This is a genomic window from Bradyrhizobium sp. USDA 4369, from assembly GCF_054056435.1.
Map to the genome: position 1 here is coordinate 2,422,587 of NZ_JBSRYH010000001.1, position 15,851 is coordinate 2,438,437.

Genomic DNA, 15,851 nt, shown 5'->3' on the forward strand with positions numbered 1-15,851 from the left:
AGGGAGTGACGAATAGGGGGAGGCGAATGGATCCTCATGCTCGGACAATCCTATTCGCTACTCGCCATTCGCTATTCGCCCCCCTCACTTTTCCGTCTCCACCAGGCCTTTGACAAACAGGCGCTGCATGAAGATGACGACAGCGACCGGCGGCAGCATCGCCAGCACAGCGGTGGCCATTGCGAGCTGCCATTCGGCAAGCTCGTCGGTGGTGGTCAGCATCTTCTTGATGCCGATCACGATGGTCTGCATCGAATCCTTGGTGGTGATCAGCAGCGGCCAGAGATACTGATTCCAGCCGTAGATGAACTGAATGACGAACAGGGCCGCCACGGTGGTCATCGACAGCGGCAGCAGCGTGTCCCAGAAGAACCGCAGCGGGCCGGCGCCGTCGATCCGCGACGCTTCAAGCAGCTCGTCGGGGACCGTCATGAAGAACTGGCGAAACAGCAGCGTGCCGGTCGCGGAGGCGATCAGCGGCAGGATCAGCCCGGCATAGGTGTCGAGCATGCGCAGATCGGCGACGACCTTGTAGGTCGGGTAGATGCGGACCTCGACGGGCAGCATCAGGGTGATGAAGATGATCCAGAACGCCGTCTTGCGGAACGGAAACCGGAAATAGACGATCGCGAAAGCCGACAGGATCGAGATGATGATCTTGCCGACCGCGATGCCGATGGCGGTGATGAAGGAATTGACGAGCAGCACGCCGACCGGCTGGTTCATGAAGCGGGAGCCGCCGACGAACACCGCGCGGTAGTAGTTTTCAAGCATGCGCCCGCCTGGTACCAGCGGCAGATTGCCACTGACCACGGTCGCCGCGTCATAGGTCGAGGCAACGAACGCCACGTAGACCGGAAACGCGAAGATCACGACGCCGAGCGAGAGCACCAGATACGCGACGAGATCTCGGAGCGGGCGATGCTCGACCATCAGTACTGCACCTTGCGCTCGACATAGCGGAACTGGATCGCGGTCAACGCGATCACGATCACCATCAGGACGACCGATTGCGCGGCCGAGCCGCCGAGGTCACCACCGAGCCGGCCGTCGGCAAACACCTTGTAGACCATCGTCGTGGTGGTGCCGGCAGGGCCGCCCGAAGTCACGGCATCGATGATGCCGAAGGTCTCGAAGAACACATAGACGATGTTGACGACGAGCAGGAAGAAGGTGGTCGGCGACAGCAGCGGGAAGATGATGGTCCAGAACCGTCGCAGCGGGCCCGCGCCGTCGATCGCGCCGGCCTCGATCACGCTTTTCGGGATCGCCTGCAGGCCAGCGAGGAAGAACAGGAAGTTGTAGGCGACTTGCTTCCAGACCGCGGCCATGACCACCAGCACCATGGCATGGGTGCCGTTGAGCATCGGATTCCAGTCGAAGCCCATGACGCGCAGCGGGCGCGCCAACGTGCCCAGGGTCGGATGGAAGATGAAGAACCACAACACGCCGGCGATCGCCGGCGCCACCGCATAGGGCCAGATCATCAGCGTCTTATAGGCCGAGGCGCCCTTGAGGTTCTTGTCGGCCTGCGTGGCGAACAGCAGCGCGACGCCGAGCGAGAGCACGGTGACCAGCGACGAGAACACGACGGTCGTGCCGATGGCGGTGTAATATTCCGGCTGGGCGAACAGGCCCTGATAGTTTTCGAGGCCGACGAATTCGGAATTGAGGCCGAACGCGTCCTCGCGCAGGAAGGACTGCCAGATCGCCTGGCTGGCCGGCCAATAGAAGAAGATCAGCGTGATCGCGAGCTGCGGCGCCAGCAGCACATAAGGCAAGAGCTTGCCGTTGAAGACGACCGACTTTTCCATGCAGTGCGCCGCGCGAGGGAGAGAAGCGAGACGTCCCCTCCGGGCGGAGGGGACGTCTCAAGGACAGCTCTACTTGGCCGTTTTCTCGAAGGTGCGCAACATCGCATTGCCGCGGGCGACGGCGGAATCGAGCGCGTCCTTGGCGCTCTTCTTGCCGGCCAGCGCCGCCTCGATCTCCTCGGCCCAGACGTCGCGCATCTGCACCATGTTGCCGAAGCGCAGGCCGCGCGAGTTCTCGGTCGGCTCCTTGTTGGTGAGCTCCTTCAGCGGCGTCTGAAGGGTCGGGTTCTTGTCGTAGAAGCCGTCCGCCTTGGTCTTCTCATAGGCCGCCTTGGTGATCGGCAGATAGCCGGATTCCTGATGCAGCTTGGCCTGGCGGTTGGTGTCGGACAGGAAGGTGAAGAACTTGGCCACGCCCTTGTACTCGTCCGCCGTCTTGCCGCCCATCACCCAGAGCGAGGCTCCACCGATGATCGAATTCTGCGGCGCGCCCGGCGCATCCGGGTAGTACGGCATCGGTGCCGAGGTGAAGTCGAACTTCGCGGTGCTCTTGGCGGTGGCGTAATAGCCCGACGAGGTCAGGAAGATCGCGCATTCGCCGGAGCCGAAGCGGCTCTCGCTGGCGCTGCCGCGACCGGAATAATCGTAGGTCTTGTCCTTCTGCAGCTCGACGAGGTTCTGCAGGTGCTTGACGTGCAGCGGGGTGTTGAATTCGAGCACCGTGTCGAAGCCGTCGAGGCCGTTGGCCTTGGTGCCGATCGGCACGTTGTGCCAGGCCGAGAACTGCTCGATATTGGCCCAGGATGCCCAGGCGTTGGAGAAGCCGCAGGTGTCGTGTCCGGCCGCCTTCAGCTTCTTCGCCGCCTCGAACACTTCGGGCCAGGTCTTCGGGATCTCGGCGACGCCGGCCTTCTTCAGTTCGTCCTTGTTGATCCACATCACCATCGAGGACGAGTTGAACGGGAACGACAGCATGTCGCCCTTCGACGTCGAGTAGTAGCCGGTGATCGCCGGCAGATACGCCTTGGGATCGAACGGCTCGCCGGCCTCCTTCATCAGCTCATAGACCGGCTTGATCGCGCCCTTGGCGCTCATCATCGTCGCGGTGCCAACTTCGAACACCTGCAGGATGTGCGGCGCGGTGCCGGCGCGGAAAGCGGCGATGCCGGCATTCAGCGTGTCCGGATAGGCGCCCTTGAAGGTCGGCACGACTTTGTAGTCGCTCTGGGAGGCGTTGAATTCCTCGGCGAGCCGGTTGACGATGTCGTTGTTGCCGCCGGTCATGGCGTGCCACCACTGAATCTCAGTCACCGCGTGTGCGGGAGAAACAGCGAAACCAAAGGTCGCCGTGACCACGGCGGCAGCAGCGAATTGGCGAAGTGACATCAAAATATACCTCCCATGAACGTCATCGTCGTTTGCGGCCGTTAACAGCGCCAGATGACAGTTATGTGAATGTATAGACGGCGGCTCCCGCATGCGAAAGCCGTGCGAGATGCGTCGTTGAACAGCGGTAAATCCAGCGAGTCATCACCGCGTCCTGTTGCGACGCGGCGATCGCTCCGATGTGGCCGTGGTCAGCGCTTGCGTTCGGCGCAAACAGTTCCTTCAGCCAGCAGCGCCTCGATCTCTCCCGGCGTGTAGCCGAACTCAGCCAGGACCTCCTGGGCGTGCTGGCTGAACGTCGGCGGCGTGGCGCGGAGGCTCGCTTTGGTGCGTTCGAGCCGGATCGGCGATGCCACGCCCTTGTACCAGTCCTTCTCGATCACATCGCCGCGGTAGAGCGTGTGCGGGTTGGTCAGGGCCTGATCGATCTTCTGCACCGGACCCGCGGGCAGGCCGGCCGCGAGCAGCCGGTCGCATAGCGGCTCGGCCTCGAACTGGCTGAATACCGCGGCAAGCTCCGCGCGCAGCGCCTCGCGGTTGGCGACCCGGTCCCTGTTGCGGGCGAAGCGCGGGTCGGTTCCGAGTTCGGGGCGGCCGATTTCGCGTGCGAGCTTGCGGAAGGTGCCGTCATTGCCGACGCCGATGAAGATGTCGTCGGTCTTGGTCGGGAAGATCGTGTAGGGCACCAGATTGGGATGCTCGTTGCCGGTCAGCGATGGCGGCTTGCCATGCATGAAGTAGTTCGCGGTGTGCGGATGCATGATCGCGAGGCCGGTCTCGTACAATGTCACTTCGAGGAACTGGCCGATCCCCGAGCGCTGCCGCTCCGACAGCGCCATCAGGATGCCGATGGCGGCATAGAGCCCGGTGGTGATGTCGACCAGCGGCACGCCGATGCGCATCGGGCCGCTTTCCAGTGAGCCGGTCGCGGCGATCATGCCGGTCATCGCCTGGATGATGGCGTCATAGCCGGGATTGCCGCCGCGCGGCCCGTCGGCGCCGAAGCCGCAGATGCGGCAGTGCACGAGTTTCGGGAATTTCTCGCGCAGAATATCGCTGCCGATGCCCCACTTCTCGAGCGTGCCCGGCTTGAAGTTCTCGATCAGCACATCGGCGGTCTCGAGCATCTTCAGCAGCACCACGCGGCCGCGGTCCGAGGCGAGGTCGAGGCCGATCGACCGCTTGTTGCGGTTGATGCCGACGAAATACGCCGCGTCCTCGTCATGGAAGGGCGGACCCCAGTCGCGCACCTCGTCGCCGGCGGGCGGCTCGACCTTGATCACGTCGGCGCCGTGATCGGCCAGGATCTGCGTGCAATAGGGGCCGCCGAGCACACGCGTGAGATCGATCACGCGAAGTCCGGCCATGGCGCCGGGAGCAAATTGAGGTGTCATCGGATGTCGCGAGGTTGAATTGAACTCGCGATCATTAAGCATTGCCGAGGCACCGGTGCAAACCCGTCAGGTCATGGCAGCCCTCGCCAGAGACGAAGGCTGCCATGCGGAAGCACGACGGACGATTGTGGCGCGAGATGGAATTCAGCTTCAGACGACGCTGAGCTTCACGTCCACATTGTTGCGGGTCGCGTTCGAGTACGGGCATACTTGGTGGGCCTTCTCGACCAGCGCCTCGGCGTCCGCCTTGGCGAGGCCGGGCAGCGCGACCGCGAGCTCGACGGTGATGCCGAAGCCGCCTTCGGAGCGCGGGCCGATGCCGACCGTTGACGTCACCGAGGCATCGGCCGGAACCTTCGGGCCGCCTTGCGACGCAACGAACTTCATGGCGCCGATGAAGCAGGCGGCGTAGCCGGCTGCGAACAGCTGCTCCGGATTGTTGCCGGCGCCGCCGCCGCCGCCGAGCTCCTTCGGCGTGGAGAGCTTGACGCTCAGCGAGCCGTCGAGAGTGGCCGCCTCACCATCGCGGCCGCCGGTGGCCTTGGCGCTGGTCTTATAGAGCACGTTCACGGACATGGGGGTGTCTCCGGGTTGATGACGAATTCAATGAGGCGATATTGCACACAATTTAATTGTGTACAATATAATTGTTCGGTAGAAAATTCGTGATCGGCCCGCCGCCCGCATTGTCGATGCGGGAACCGCGCGCCAAAGATGCCGGTCAGGATCGATCTGTGGTGACCTCGATGCGCAAGAAATCCGCGGCCGACGTGCCGCTCCAGCTCGGCAACCAGCTCTGCTTCGCGGTCTATTCGACGGCCCACGCCTTCAACCGCGTCTACAAGCCGCTGCTCGACCGTCTCGGTCTGACCTATCCGCAATATCTGGTCATGCTGGTGCTGTGGGACAGGGATGGGCTGTCGGTGAAGGAGATCGGCGAGCGGCTGTTCCTCGACTCGGGCACCCTGACGCCACTGCTGAAGCGGATGGAGGCGGCGCATCTGCTGAAGCGCACACGCTCGGCAGCGGATGAGCGGCAGGTGTTGGTCGCGCTGACCGCGCAGGGCGCGGCTCTGCGAGAGAAGGCCAAGGCCATCATCCCGCCGGCGATCCTGGATGCCACCGGCTGCTCGCTCGCGGAGCTCGCCGACCTGCACGGCAAGCTGGTGCGCCTGCGCGAGCAGCTGAATGCGGCGGCGGAGGGGTGAGGGCGCAGCACCTCAACACGGCCGGAGAAGACGCTTCTTCGAAAAAGCCCGCCCGGAATGCGATTTCAGATAGGCCTCGAACGCGAGAGCGCGCTGCTTATCCGGAAAGGCGCAATACAAGGCCAATGTCCACGGCATGAATTTAGACGTGTGGGCCGAGCGGCCAGCGTTGTGGTCTTTGAGGCGCTGCCTCAAGTCGGCGGTTGTGCCGACATATTCCTGGTTTGGAAAGGTCACGCTGCGGATGATGTAAACGTACCACATGTGGTGGCCGCGCTCGTCGGGTTAGCAGACAACGCCCAACATTCTGCCGCGGAACCCAGCATTCGTCAGCGGTCTTCGTCGGTCGTTTTCCGAGCTGCGATCCATGCGCCGCTATGAGAGCGCCGGCAGCCCCACGCTTCGCCCTTCGGGATACGTCGTGGCCGCGCCACGCGTAGCCCGAAGGGCGAAGCGTGGTGGAGCCAGGCGGGATCGAACCGCCGACCTCTTGCATGCCATGCAAGCGCTCTCCCAGCTGAGCTATGGCCCCTGAACCGAACCGGCGGTCTGGGCGACCGCCGGGGAGCACCGTGAACCACAGTTCGCGGACGATCTCAAGTGTCTTGATCGATTATTCTTCGTCGCCGCCCACATCGCCGATGATGTCGGTGACATCCTCGTCACCTTCTTCCTCGTCGGCGATGAAGGTGGAGTCATCGTCCTCGTCGTCGTCGAGGGTCTCGTCGATCTCGATGTCGTCCTCGGTCTCGGGCACGACGGCCTTGACCTTGCCGGTGTTCTCCTCGGCATCGGCCTCCTCGAGCGGCACCAACTCCTCGGCCTCGGCGGGCTCGACTACGTCGGCGGCGGCAGCAGCGCGAGCAGCCTCGCCGCGCATGGCACGGGTCGGCGCCACCGGCGCGATCGGCACGACCTCGCCGGTGTAGGGCGAAATCACCGGGTTCTTGTTGAGGTCATAGAACTTTTTGCCCGTCGTCGGGCAAATGCGTTTGGTTCCGAGCTCGGATTTGGCCACGTGCAGGCGTCCTGGCAATGTCTGAAAAGCGCTGTCTCACTTGGCTAGTTGCCGCGCCGCTGTCAATAGCGCTTTCAACCGGAAATCACGGCCCGTGACGGGCGCGGGCCCCTGTGATACCTGCCGGCTTCGAACCAGAAGGACCCCGCCGTGAGCGCGCCAGCCGCCCCGATCCCCCTCGAATCGCGCGCCTCAGGGCCGCTCTCGGGCGCCATGCGCGTCCCCGGAGACAAATCGATCTCGCACCGGGCGCTGATCCTGGGGGCGCTGTCGGTGGGCGAGACGCGGATTTCCGGGCTGCTCGAGGGCGAGGATGTCCTCAACACCGCGCAAGCGATGCGAACGCTCGGCGCGAAAGTCGAACGTCAGGGTGAGTTCGCCTGGACGGTGCGCGGCGTCGGCGTCGGCGGCTTCGCCCAACCGACGGCGACGCTCGATTTCGGCAACTCCGGTACCGGCTGCCGGCTGGTGATGGGCGCCGTGGCCGGTTGCCCGATCGCCGCCGTGTTCGACGGCGACGCCTCGCTGCGCAGCCGCCCGATGCGCCGCATCCTCGATCCGCTGGCGCTGATGGGCGCCAAGGTGACCGCCGGCGCCGAGGGCGGCAAGCTTCCGTTAACCCTGCAGGGGGCCGGCAACCCGGTTCCGATCACGTACCGGACGCCGGTGGCCTCGGCCCAGATCAAGTCGGCCGTCCTGCTGGCCGGCCTGGCGGCGCCCGGCGTCACGACCGTGATCGAGCCGGAGGCCAGCCGCGACCATACCGAGCTGATGCTCAAGCATTTCGGCGCCGAGATCGTCACCACGCCGGAAGGCGCCCATGGCCGTCGTATCGCGCTGACCGGACAGCCGGAGCTGCACGGAGCTGCGGTCGTTGTCCCGGCCGATCCGTCCTCGGCGGCGTTCCCGCTGGTCGCCGCTTTGATCGTCGATGGCTCGGATCTGGTGCTGTCGGATGTCATGACCAATCCGCTGCGCACCGGCCTGTTCGCGACCCTGCGCGAAATGGGCGCCTCGATCGAGGAGGACGATGTCCGCGGCGAGGCCGGCGAGCCGATGGCCCGCTTGCGCGTGCGGGGCTCGAAGCTGCGCGGCGTCGAGGTTCCGCCGGAGCGGGCGCCCTCGATGATCGACGAATATCTGGTGCTGGCGGTGGCCGCCGCTTATGCCGAGGGAACGACCATCATGCGCGGCCTGCACGAGCTCCGCGTCAAGGAATCCGACCGGCTCGCGGCCACCGCGGCGATGCTGCGCGTCAACGGCGTCAAGGTCGAGATCTCCGGTGACGATCTGATCGTCGAGGGCCGCGGCCATGTGCCGGGCGGCGGGCTGGTCGCGACCCATATGGATCACCGCATCGCGATGTCCGCTCTGGTGATGGGGCTTGCCTCGGACAAGCCGGTCAAGATCGACGACATCGCCTTCATCGCCACCAGCTTTCCGGACTTCATCGGGCTGATGTGCAAGGCGGGGGCGGATTTCGCATGATCATCGCCATCGACGGTCCGGCCGCCTCGGGCAAGGGCACCATGGCCAAGCGCCTCGCGGCGCATTACGGCCTCAGGCATCTGGATACGGGCGTGATCTATCGCGCCGTCGCGCATGCGCTGCTGACCGCCGGCATCGACCTCAAGGACGAGGTCCGGGCGGCCGAGGTCGCGATGACCCTGGACCCGTCGACCTTCGACAATCCGGCGCTCCGGTCCCACGACGTCGGGTCGGCCGCCTCCGTGGTGTCGGCGCTGCCGCGGGTGCGCGAGGCGCTGGTGGCCTTCCAGCGCCAGTTCGCCAGCGCGTCGCCCGGTGCCGTGCTCGACGGCCGCGACATTGGAACCGTGATCTGCCCGGACGCCGAGGTGAAGATCTATGTGGTGGCCGATCCGCGCATCCGGGCGCGTCGCCGCACCCTCGAGGCGCAGTCCCGCGGCGAGCCGGCCGACGAAGCGGCCATTCTGGCCGACATCCTGGCGCGCGACGAACGCGACCAGAACCGGGCCGTCGCTCCTTTGAAACAAGCCCCGGATGCTTACTTGCTTGATAACTCCCATTTGGATATAGAGGGCGGCGTCCGGGCCGCCATCGATATCGTCGAGGCCGTTCGAGCGGGCCGCCAGCGGGTCTGATTTCCGCTGGCGTCATTGGAGGAACCGCCCGCTCCCGCCCTTGACCATCGATAGCTCGATTGCGGTTCAATCGGGCCCGATCATCCGGACGAAGCTTCATACGTATCGCATGTGCAGGCATTGCCGGCCCGCGTCGTTGCGCTCTCAGCGCACCGCGCGGACGTCTGGGGATTTGTGGACCTCCAGGCACTGTCCATCCGATGCGCCGATCAACCCAAAGCTGGCGAGAATGTCCGCATCTGGAGAACCAATGGCTTCGAGTATCTCTGCTAATTCCTACAATCCCAGCCGCGATGATTTTGCCGCGATGCTGGATGAGTCCTTCACGAAGGGCAACCTTCAGGAAAGCTCCGTCGTCAAGGGCAAGGTCGTTGCGATCGAGAAGGACATGGCCGTCATCGACGTCGGCCTGAAGACCGAAGGCCGCGTGGCGCTGCGTGAATTTTCCGGTCCCGGCCGCGACAGCGAGCTGAAGGTCGGCGACGAGGTCGAAGTGTTCCTCGACCGCATCGAGAACGCGCTCGGCGAAGCCGTGCTGTCGCGCGACAAGGCCCGTCGCGAAGAGAGCTGGGGCAAGCTCGAGAAGGCGTTCCAGAACAACGAGAAGGTCAACGGAGTCATCTTCAACCAGGTCAAGGGCGGCTTCACTGTCGACCTGGACGGTGCCGTGGCGTTCCTGCCGCGCTCGCAGGTCGACATCCGTCCGATCCGCGACGTCGCGCCGCTGATGAACAATTCGCAGCCGTTCCAGATCCTCAAGATGGACCGCCGCCGCGGCAACATCGTCGTGTCGCGCCGGACCGTGCTGGAAGAGACCCGCGCCGAGCAGCGCCAGGAGCTCGTGCAGAACCTCGAAGAGGGTCAGGTGATCGACGGCGTCGTCAAGAACATCACCGATTACGGTGCGTTCGTCGACCTCGGCGGCATCGACGGCCTGCTGCATGTCACCGACATTGCCTGGCGCCGTGTCAACCACCCGACCGAGGTGCTCTCCATCGGTCAGACCGTCAAGGTCAAGATCATCAAGATCAACCACGAGACGCACCGCATCTCGCTGGGCATGAAGCAGCTGCTGGACGATCCGTGGCAGGGCATCGAGGCCAAGTACCCGCTGCAGGCCCGCTTCCACGGCCGTGTCACCAACATCACCGACTACGGCGCGTTCGTCGAGCTCGAGCCGGGCATCGAAGGCCTGATCCACGTCTCCGAGATGTCGTGGACCAAGAAGAACATGCACCCCGGCAAGATCGTGTCGACCTCGCAGGAGGTCGAAGTGCAGGTGCTCGAGGTCGACAGCGTCAAGCGCCGCATCTCGCTCGGTCTCAAGCAGACCATGCGCAATCCGTGGGAGGTCTTCGTCGAGAAGCATCCGACGGGTTCGGTGGTCGAGGGCGAGGTCAAGAACAAGACCGAGTTCGGCCTGTTCCTGGGTCTCGAAGGCGACGTCGACGGCATGGTCCACCTGTCGGATCTCGACTGGAAGCTGCCGGGCGAGCAGGTCATCGACAACTACAAGAAGGGCGACATGGTCAAGGCCGTGGTGCTCGACGTCGACGTGGAGAAGGAGCGCATCTCGCTCGGCATCAAGCAGCTCGAAGGCGATCCCTTCGCCGAGCCGGGCGATGTCAAGAAGGGTGCGGTCGTCACCTGCGAAGTGCTCGACGTCAAGGACGGCGGCATCGACGTCAAGATCGTCGGCACCGAGTTCTCGACCTTCATCAAGCGCTCCGAACTGGCGCGCGACCGCAACGACCAGCGCTCCGAGCGGTTCGCCGTCGGTGAGAAGGTCGATGCCCGCGTGATCCAGTTCGACAAGAAGGCCCGCAAGGTCCAGGTGTCGATCAAGGCGCTGGAAGTCGCGGAAGAGAAGGAAGCCATCGCGCAGTACGGCTCGTCCGATTCGGGCGCCACGCTGGGCGACATCCTGGGCACCGCGCTCAAGAACCGCGACGCGAAGTAAGCCTTCGATCGTCGTCATCGGATCAAAGCCCCGGCTCCGGCCGGGGCTTTTTTTATCCGCCTGTCCGGCTCTCCCACTGCTTGGCGGCGGGTTGGCGGGCCTTCCTTTCTTCAAAATGCGCCGTGATTGATGTAATCGGATAACGAGATATTCAGGCTGCGGCTGCAAAACGCGCCCAGATTTCCAGGAGCTGTCCATGTCGCTTGATTCGGATGTGATCGTCGATCGCCGCAGGCTGCGCCGCAAGCTGACCTTCTGGCGCGTCGTCGCAGTGCTGATCGCGATCGCAGCGTTGTCCGCCATCGGTCTTGCGATGTCGCCGCGTGGCCGCACCGCGCTCTCGACGTCAGGCTCGATCGCCCGCGTCAACATCGAGGGGCTGATCCGCAGCGACCACGAGCGCGTCGAGGCGCTGGAGCGGCTCGAGAACTCATCGGCCGAGGCCGTGATCGTTCACATCAATTCGCCTGGCGGAACCACCGCCGGCTCCGAACAGCTCTACGATTCCCTGGTGCGGCTGAAGGCGAAGAAGCCCCTGGTCGTGGTCGTCGAAGGGCTCGCCGCGTCCGGCGGCTATATCGGCGCGATCGCCGCTGACCACATCGTCGCGCAGCAGAGCTCGCTGGTCGGCTCGATCGGCGTGCTGTTCCAATATCCAAATGTCAGCGAATTGTTGAAGACGATCGGCGTCAAGGTCGAGGAGGTGAAGTCCTCGCCGCTGAAGGCGGCGCCGAACGGCTATGAACCGACCAGCCCGGAAGCGCGCGCCGCGCTCGACGCCCTGGTCAAGGATTCCTACGCCTGGTTCCGGGGCCTCGTGAAGGATCGCCGCGGGATGGATGACGCGCTGCTCGAGAAGGTGGCCGACGGCCGCGTCTTCACCGGCCGGCAGGCGATCGAACTCAAGCTGATCGACGAGCTCGGCGACGAGAAGACGGCGGTGGCCTGGCTCGTGGCCAACAAGAACGTCAAGAAGGATCTGCCGGTGCGCGACTACAAGCTCGTGCCGCGGTTCGGTGACTTGACCTTCCTGCGCACCGCGACCTCCCTGGTGCTCAATGCCGTCGGCCTGTCCGGGATCGCGCATCAGATCGAGCAGGCCGGGGTCGTGCAGGCGGTCGACCGGCTGGGACTCGACGGCATGCTCGCATTGTGGACGCCGGCCGCGGGCAATTGAACCCGCCAAGACCTTCATGGTCACAAAGATCCCGTCTTGCGTGTACTGCGAATAGGGTCGGGGATCGGGTCGCGCGCCCGATTCACGGCGTCAACGAATGATTTAGCGTCTTGACAGTCCAGCATATTTTCACGGAAATGGGAGCTGTCTCCCCGGGTACATTTTCTCGATGATCAAATCCGAGCTTGTTCAGCGTATCGCCGAGCACAACCCGCACCTCTACCAGCGGGATGTCGAGAATATCGTCAATGCGATCCTTGATGAGATCGTGGCTGCGCTGGCGCGTGGTGATCGCGTCGAGTTGCGCGGCTTCGGTGCCTTCTCGGTCAAGCATCGCCCCGCACGTGCCGGGCGCAACCCGCGCACTGGAGCCCATGTGCCAGTGGACCAGAAGAGCGTCCCGTTCTTCAAGACGGGCAAGGAAATGCGCGAGCGGCTGAACCGGGACAATCCGGCGGGTGCGGCCGACACCGACGATTGATCCCGTCTCGCGGCCGACCTGCGCGTCGTTTGCGGATGATTTCAAGGCGAACCCAGCCTGATTGATACGAGCGAACGCATGCGAAGATTCCTCACCGTCGTGATCGTCGTTCCCTTGCTGGTGTTGTTCGTCGTCTTTGCCGTCGCGAACCGGCATTTCGTTACCGTCTCGTTCGATCCTTTCAACGCGGCCGACCCTGCTTTGTCGGTCTCGATTCCGCTGTTCGCTCTGATCATCGCCGTTGCGATCCTGGGCGTCATCGCCGGTGGCTGCGCCACCTGGATCGGCCAGCGTCGATGGCGGCGCGCTGCCCGCCGGCATCTCGCCGATGCTGAAGCGGCTCGGGCCCAGATGGCGCAGCTGAGCGCCGCGTTGCGTGCCAACCAGGGCTCGTCACAATCCCTGGTTCCTGCCGCGCCGGCCCGGCTTTTCGCCCCTTATGGGCGAGACAAGCAGGGCGCCGCGTTGTAGAAGGCGGCCAAGGCCGAACGGCGATCGGAATCCGTCGGCCCCGGTAATCTTTTCCGTTCGGACGCGCGTTCTTCACTGATGTCCCTGCTCGTCAAAATCTGCGGCCTGACCACGCCCGAGACCCTCGGTGCCGCGCTCGACGCGGGTGCCGAGATGGTCGGTTTCGTGTTCTTTCCGCCGTCCCCCCGGCACGTCGGCCTGACGGCCGCGCGAGAGCTCGGGCAGCAGGCCAAGGGCCGCGCGCTGAAGGTCGCGCTGACGGTCGATGCCGATGATGCGACCTTCGAGAACATCGTCGAGACCCTGCGTCCGGATCTGCTGCAGTTGCATGGCCGCGAGAGCGTCGCGCGCATCCGCGATCTCAAGCAGCGCTTCGGCCTGCCGGTGATGAAGGCGGTTCCGGTCGAGACCGCCGCCGATCTAGCTCCCTTGGCCGGCTACGCTGACGTCTGCGATCGCATCCTGTTCGATGCCCGGGCCCCGAAGGGTGCGACGCGTCCCGGTGGCCTCGGAGCCACCTTCGACTGGCATTTGCTGCAGGCCTTGAAGCTCGATCGCCCGTTCATGGTCTCAGGCGGCTTGAGCGCCGACAATGTCGCGGAGGCCGTGCGGATCACGCGCGCTGGCGGCGTCGACGTGTCATCCGGCGTCGAGCGGGCCCCGGGCGTGAAGGATTGCGACATGATCCGGAATTTCATCCGCGCGGCGCGCGCCGCTGAAGAGTTGAGCGTTCAATGACGACAGCACGTCCTAATTCCTACCGCAGCGGTCCCGACGAGCGCGGCCATTTCGGCATCTTCGGCGGCCGCTTCGTCGCCGAAACCCTGATGCCGCTGATCCTGGATCTCGAAAAGGCGTATGCCGACGCCAAGGCCGATCCGGCGTTCCAGGCCGAGATGAACAGCCATCGGACGCATTATGTCGGCCGTCCGTCGCCGCTGTACTACGCCGAGCGGCTGACCAACCATCTCGGCGGCGCCAAGATCTATTTCAAGCGCGATGAGCTCAATCACACCGGCTCGCACAAGGTCAACAACGTGCTCGGCCAGATCATGCTGGCCCGCCGCATGGGCAAGCAGCGCATCATCGCGGAGACCGGTGCCGGCCAGCATGGCGTCGCCACCGCGACGTTGTGCGCCCGCTTCGGACTGGACTGCGTTGTCTATATGGGCGCGGTCGACGTCGAGCGGCAGCAGCCCAACGTGCTGCGGATGGAGATGCTCGGCGCCAAGGTGGTGCCGGTGCAGTCGGGCGCACGTACGCTGAAGGATGCGATGAACGAGGCGCTGCGTGACTGGGTCACCAACGTCCACGACACGTTCTACTGCATCGGCACCGTGGCGGGCCCGCATCCCTATCCGATGATGGTGCGCGATTTCCAGTCGGTGATCGGCGAGGAGACGCGGCTGCAGATGCAGGAGGCCGAAGGCCGGCTGCCGGATTCGCTGGTCGCCTGCATCGGCGGCGGCTCCAATGCGATGGGCCTGTTTCATCCCTTCCTCGACGATCCCTCCGTCGAGATCTTCGGCGTCGAGGCAGCAGGCCACGGCCTGACGCAGCTGCATGCCGCGTCGATCGCCGGCGGTCGTCCCGGCGTGCTGCATGGCAATCGCACCTATCTGCTGATGGACGAGGACGGTCAGATCGCCGAGGCGCATTCGATCTCGGCCGGCCTCGACTATCCCGGCATCGGCCCCGAGCATTCCTGGCTGTTCGAAGCCAAGCGCGTGACCTATCTCTCGGCCACCGATGAGGAGGCGCTGGCGGCGTTCCAGCTGCTGTCGCGGCTGGAAGGCATCATCCCGGCGCTCGAGCCGGCGCATGCCATCGCCAAGGTGATGGAGCTCGCACCGAAAAAGCCGAAGGACCACCTGATGGTCGTCAATCTGTGCGGCCGCGGCGACAAGGACGTGCCGCAGGTCGGCGAGATCCTACGAAAGAGGGCGAAATCACAGTGACCAGCCGGATGGATGCGCGCTTCGCGCAGTTGAAGAAGGAAGGCCGCTCGGCGTTCGTCACCTTCGTGATGGGGGGCGACCCCGATCCGGAGACCTCGCTCGCGATCGTCAAGGCGCTGCCGCAGGCGGGCGCCGATATCATCGAGATCGGCATGCCGTTCACCGATCCGATGGCCGACGGTCCGTCGATCCAGGCGGCTGGCCTGCGCGCGCTCAAGGCCGGCATGACCCTGAAGAAGACGCTGCAGCTGGTGCGCCGCTTCCGCGAGAGCGACGCGGCGACGCCGATCGTGCTGATGGGCTACTACAACCCGATCTACATTTACGGCGTCGACAAGTTTCTCGACGACGCCAAGCTGGCTGGTGTCGACGGCCTGATCATCGTCGATCTGCCGCCGGAGGAAGACAGCGAGCTGTGCATTCCCGCGCTGAAGGCCGGGCTGAACTTCATCCGGCTGGCAACGCCCACGACCGATGACAAGCGCCTGCCCGCCGTGCTCGCGAACACTTCCGGCTTCGTCTACTACGTCTCGATCACCGGCATCACCGGCGCGGCGGCGGCGGATTCGTCCGCTGTGGGCGCCGCGGTGGCGCGGATCAAGCGCCACACGGCGCTGCCCGTCTGCGTCGGCTTCGGCATCCGGACACCGGAGACCGCCCGCGCCATCGCGGCCAATGCCGATGGCGCCGTGGTCGGCACCGCTCTGGTCGACGCGCTCCGCGCCAGCCTCGATGCCGAGGGCCGGGCGACGGCGAAGACCGTGAGCGCCGTCGCCGATCTGGCCGCAGCCTTGGCCCAGGGCGTGCGCGGCGCGCAACAGGCGGCGGAATAGTCCGTCAACCACCCGATGACGGGGCGTC

17 protein-coding genes and 1 tRNA gene are annotated in these 15,851 nt (G+C 64.8%); 10 read left to right on the forward strand and 8 right to left on the reverse strand.

What is annotated here, in order from left to right:
• Positions 1–84 precede the first annotated feature (84 nt).
• The 5 genes from ugpE to ACVIJ6_RS11030 form a co-directional block, all read right to left on the reverse strand.
• Positions 85–933 (reverse strand): sn-glycerol-3-phosphate ABC transporter permease UgpE, encoded by an 849-nt coding sequence (gene ugpE, locus ACVIJ6_RS11010; protein ID WP_011942636.1) that lies wholly within the window; start codon positions 931–933, stop codon positions 85–87.
• Positions 933–1,814, reverse strand: a complete 882-nt coding sequence (gene ugpA, locus ACVIJ6_RS11015; protein WP_456772731.1) for a sn-glycerol-3-phosphate ABC transporter permease UgpA — start codon at positions 1,812–1,814, stop codon at positions 933–935. The genes ugpE and ugpA overlap by 1 nt, the downstream gene beginning before the upstream one ends.
• A gap of 69 nt (positions 1,815–1,883) precedes the next feature.
• Positions 1,884–3,200: a sn-glycerol-3-phosphate ABC transporter substrate-binding protein UgpB gene (ugpB, locus tag ACVIJ6_RS11020; RefSeq protein ID WP_456772732.1), complete on the reverse strand. Its 1,317-nt coding sequence runs from the start codon at positions 3,198–3,200 to the stop codon at positions 1,884–1,886.
• A 191-nt stretch (positions 3,201–3,391) separates the two neighbouring features.
• Positions 3,392–4,594, reverse strand: a complete 1,203-nt coding sequence (locus tag ACVIJ6_RS11025; protein ID WP_456772733.1) for a CaiB/BaiF CoA transferase family protein — start codon at positions 4,592–4,594, stop codon at positions 3,392–3,394.
• A gap of 150 nt (positions 4,595–4,744) precedes the next feature.
• Positions 4,745–5,170: an organic hydroperoxide resistance protein gene (locus ACVIJ6_RS11030; protein WP_456772734.1), complete on the reverse strand. Its 426-nt coding sequence runs from the start codon at positions 5,168–5,170 to the stop codon at positions 4,745–4,747.
• Positions 5,171–5,340: 170 nt separating this feature from the next.
• Between ACVIJ6_RS11030 and ACVIJ6_RS11035 the strand changes: the two genes are divergently transcribed.
• A complete protein-coding gene (locus tag ACVIJ6_RS11035; RefSeq protein ID WP_456772735.1) occupies positions 5,341–5,802 on the forward strand; it encodes a MarR family winged helix-turn-helix transcriptional regulator in 462 nt (153 codons plus the stop codon).
• Between the two features lie 12 nt (positions 5,803–5,814).
• Here the strand turns inward: ACVIJ6_RS11035 and ACVIJ6_RS11040 are convergent, their stop codons facing one another.
• The 3 genes from ACVIJ6_RS11040 to ACVIJ6_RS11050 form a co-directional block, all read right to left on the reverse strand.
• Positions 5,815–6,066, reverse strand: coding sequence for a GIY-YIG nuclease family protein (locus ACVIJ6_RS11040; RefSeq protein WP_456772736.1), 252 nt, complete (start codon positions 6,064–6,066; stop codon positions 5,815–5,817).
• Between the two features lie 192 nt (positions 6,067–6,258).
• Positions 6,259–6,334, reverse strand: a tRNA-Ala gene (locus tag ACVIJ6_RS11045).
• An 81-nt stretch (positions 6,335–6,415) separates the two neighbouring features.
• Positions 6,416–6,820: a TIGR02300 family protein gene (locus ACVIJ6_RS11050; RefSeq protein WP_011942629.1), complete on the reverse strand. Its 405-nt coding sequence runs from the start codon at positions 6,818–6,820 to the stop codon at positions 6,416–6,418.
• Positions 6,821–6,970: 150 nt separating this feature from the next.
• Here ACVIJ6_RS11050 and aroA point away from each other — a divergent pair, with 150 nt between their 5' ends.
• From aroA to trpA, 9 genes are all read left to right on the forward strand, one after another.
• A complete protein-coding gene (gene aroA, locus ACVIJ6_RS11055; RefSeq protein ID WP_456772737.1) occupies positions 6,971–8,308 on the forward strand; it encodes a 3-phosphoshikimate 1-carboxyvinyltransferase in 1,338 nt (445 codons plus the stop codon).
• On the forward strand, positions 8,305–8,943 hold the full coding sequence (gene cmk / locus ACVIJ6_RS11060) for a (d)CMP kinase (protein WP_456772738.1): 639 nt from the start codon (positions 8,305–8,307) through the stop codon (positions 8,941–8,943). Before aroA ends, cmk begins: the two co-directional genes overlap by 4 nt.
• A gap of 250 nt (positions 8,944–9,193) precedes the next feature.
• Entirely contained in the window at positions 9,194–10,903 is a 1,710-nt protein-coding gene (rpsA, locus tag ACVIJ6_RS11065; protein WP_011942626.1) for a 30S ribosomal protein S1, read from the forward strand.
• 196 nt (positions 10,904–11,099) lie between these two features.
• Entirely contained in the window at positions 11,100–12,080 is a 981-nt protein-coding gene (sppA, locus tag ACVIJ6_RS11070; protein ID WP_011942625.1) for a signal peptide peptidase SppA, read from the forward strand.
• 169 nt (positions 12,081–12,249) lie between these two features.
• Entirely contained in the window at positions 12,250–12,561 is a 312-nt protein-coding gene (locus ACVIJ6_RS11075) for an integration host factor subunit beta (RefSeq protein WP_011942624.1), read from the forward strand.
• 78 nt (positions 12,562–12,639) lie between these two features.
• Positions 12,640–13,032, forward strand: a complete 393-nt coding sequence (locus tag ACVIJ6_RS11080; RefSeq protein ID WP_456772739.1) for a DUF1049 domain-containing protein — start codon at positions 12,640–12,642, stop codon at positions 13,030–13,032.
• A 78-nt stretch (positions 13,033–13,110) separates the two neighbouring features.
• Positions 13,111–13,770 (forward strand): phosphoribosylanthranilate isomerase, encoded by a 660-nt coding sequence (locus ACVIJ6_RS11085; protein ID WP_456772740.1) that lies wholly within the window; start codon positions 13,111–13,113, stop codon positions 13,768–13,770.
• On the forward strand, positions 13,767–14,990 hold the full coding sequence (gene trpB, locus ACVIJ6_RS11090) for a tryptophan synthase subunit beta (RefSeq protein ID WP_456772741.1): 1,224 nt from the start codon (positions 13,767–13,769) through the stop codon (positions 14,988–14,990). The genes ACVIJ6_RS11085 and trpB overlap by 4 nt, the downstream gene beginning before the upstream one ends.
• Positions 14,987–15,823 carry a tryptophan synthase subunit alpha gene (gene trpA / locus ACVIJ6_RS11095; protein WP_456772742.1) on the forward strand — a complete coding sequence of 279 codons (837 nt, stop codon included), beginning with the start codon at positions 14,987–14,989 and terminating at the stop codon, positions 15,821–15,823. Before trpB ends, trpA begins: the two co-directional genes overlap by 4 nt.
• The last annotated feature ends 28 nt before the right edge of the window (positions 15,824–15,851 follow it).

Bases quoted from the DNA above. Each gene is read 5' to 3' on its own strand.
- ugpE (WP_011942636.1), bottom strand. From the start codon at position 933: ATGGTCGAGCATCGCCCGCTCCGAGATCTCGTCGCGTATCTGGTGCTC.
- ugpA (WP_456772731.1), bottom strand. From the start codon at position 1,814: ATGGAAAAGTCGGTCGTCTTCAACGGCAAGCTCTTGCCTTATGTGCTG.
- ugpB (WP_456772732.1), bottom strand. From the start codon at position 3,200: ATGTCACTTCGCCAATTCGCTGCTGCCGCCGTGGTCACGGCGACCTTT.
- ACVIJ6_RS11025 (WP_456772733.1), bottom strand. From the start codon at position 4,594: ATGACACCTCAATTTGCTCCCGGCGCCATGGCCGGACTTCGCGTGATC.
- ACVIJ6_RS11030 (WP_456772734.1), bottom strand. From the start codon at position 5,170: ATGTCCGTGAACGTGCTCTATAAGACCAGCGCCAAGGCCACCGGCGGC.
- ACVIJ6_RS11035 (WP_456772735.1), top strand. From the start codon at position 5,341: ATGCGCAAGAAATCCGCGGCCGACGTGCCGCTCCAGCTCGGCAACCAG.
- ACVIJ6_RS11040 (WP_456772736.1), bottom strand. From the start codon at position 6,066: ATGTGGTACGTTTACATCATCCGCAGCGTGACCTTTCCAAACCAGGAA.
- cmk (WP_456772738.1), top strand. From the start codon at position 8,305: ATGATCATCGCCATCGACGGTCCGGCCGCCTCGGGCAAGGGCACCATG.
- rpsA (WP_011942626.1), top strand. From the start codon at position 9,194: ATGGCTTCGAGTATCTCTGCTAATTCCTACAATCCCAGCCGCGATGAT.
- sppA (WP_011942625.1), top strand. From the start codon at position 11,100: ATGTCGCTTGATTCGGATGTGATCGTCGATCGCCGCAGGCTGCGCCGC.
- ACVIJ6_RS11075 (WP_011942624.1), top strand. From the start codon at position 12,250: ATGATCAAATCCGAGCTTGTTCAGCGTATCGCCGAGCACAACCCGCAC.
- ACVIJ6_RS11080 (WP_456772739.1), top strand. From the start codon at position 12,640: ATGCGAAGATTCCTCACCGTCGTGATCGTCGTTCCCTTGCTGGTGTTG.
- ACVIJ6_RS11085 (WP_456772740.1), top strand. From the start codon at position 13,111: ATGTCCCTGCTCGTCAAAATCTGCGGCCTGACCACGCCCGAGACCCTC.
- trpB (WP_456772741.1), top strand. From the start codon at position 13,767: ATGACGACAGCACGTCCTAATTCCTACCGCAGCGGTCCCGACGAGCGC.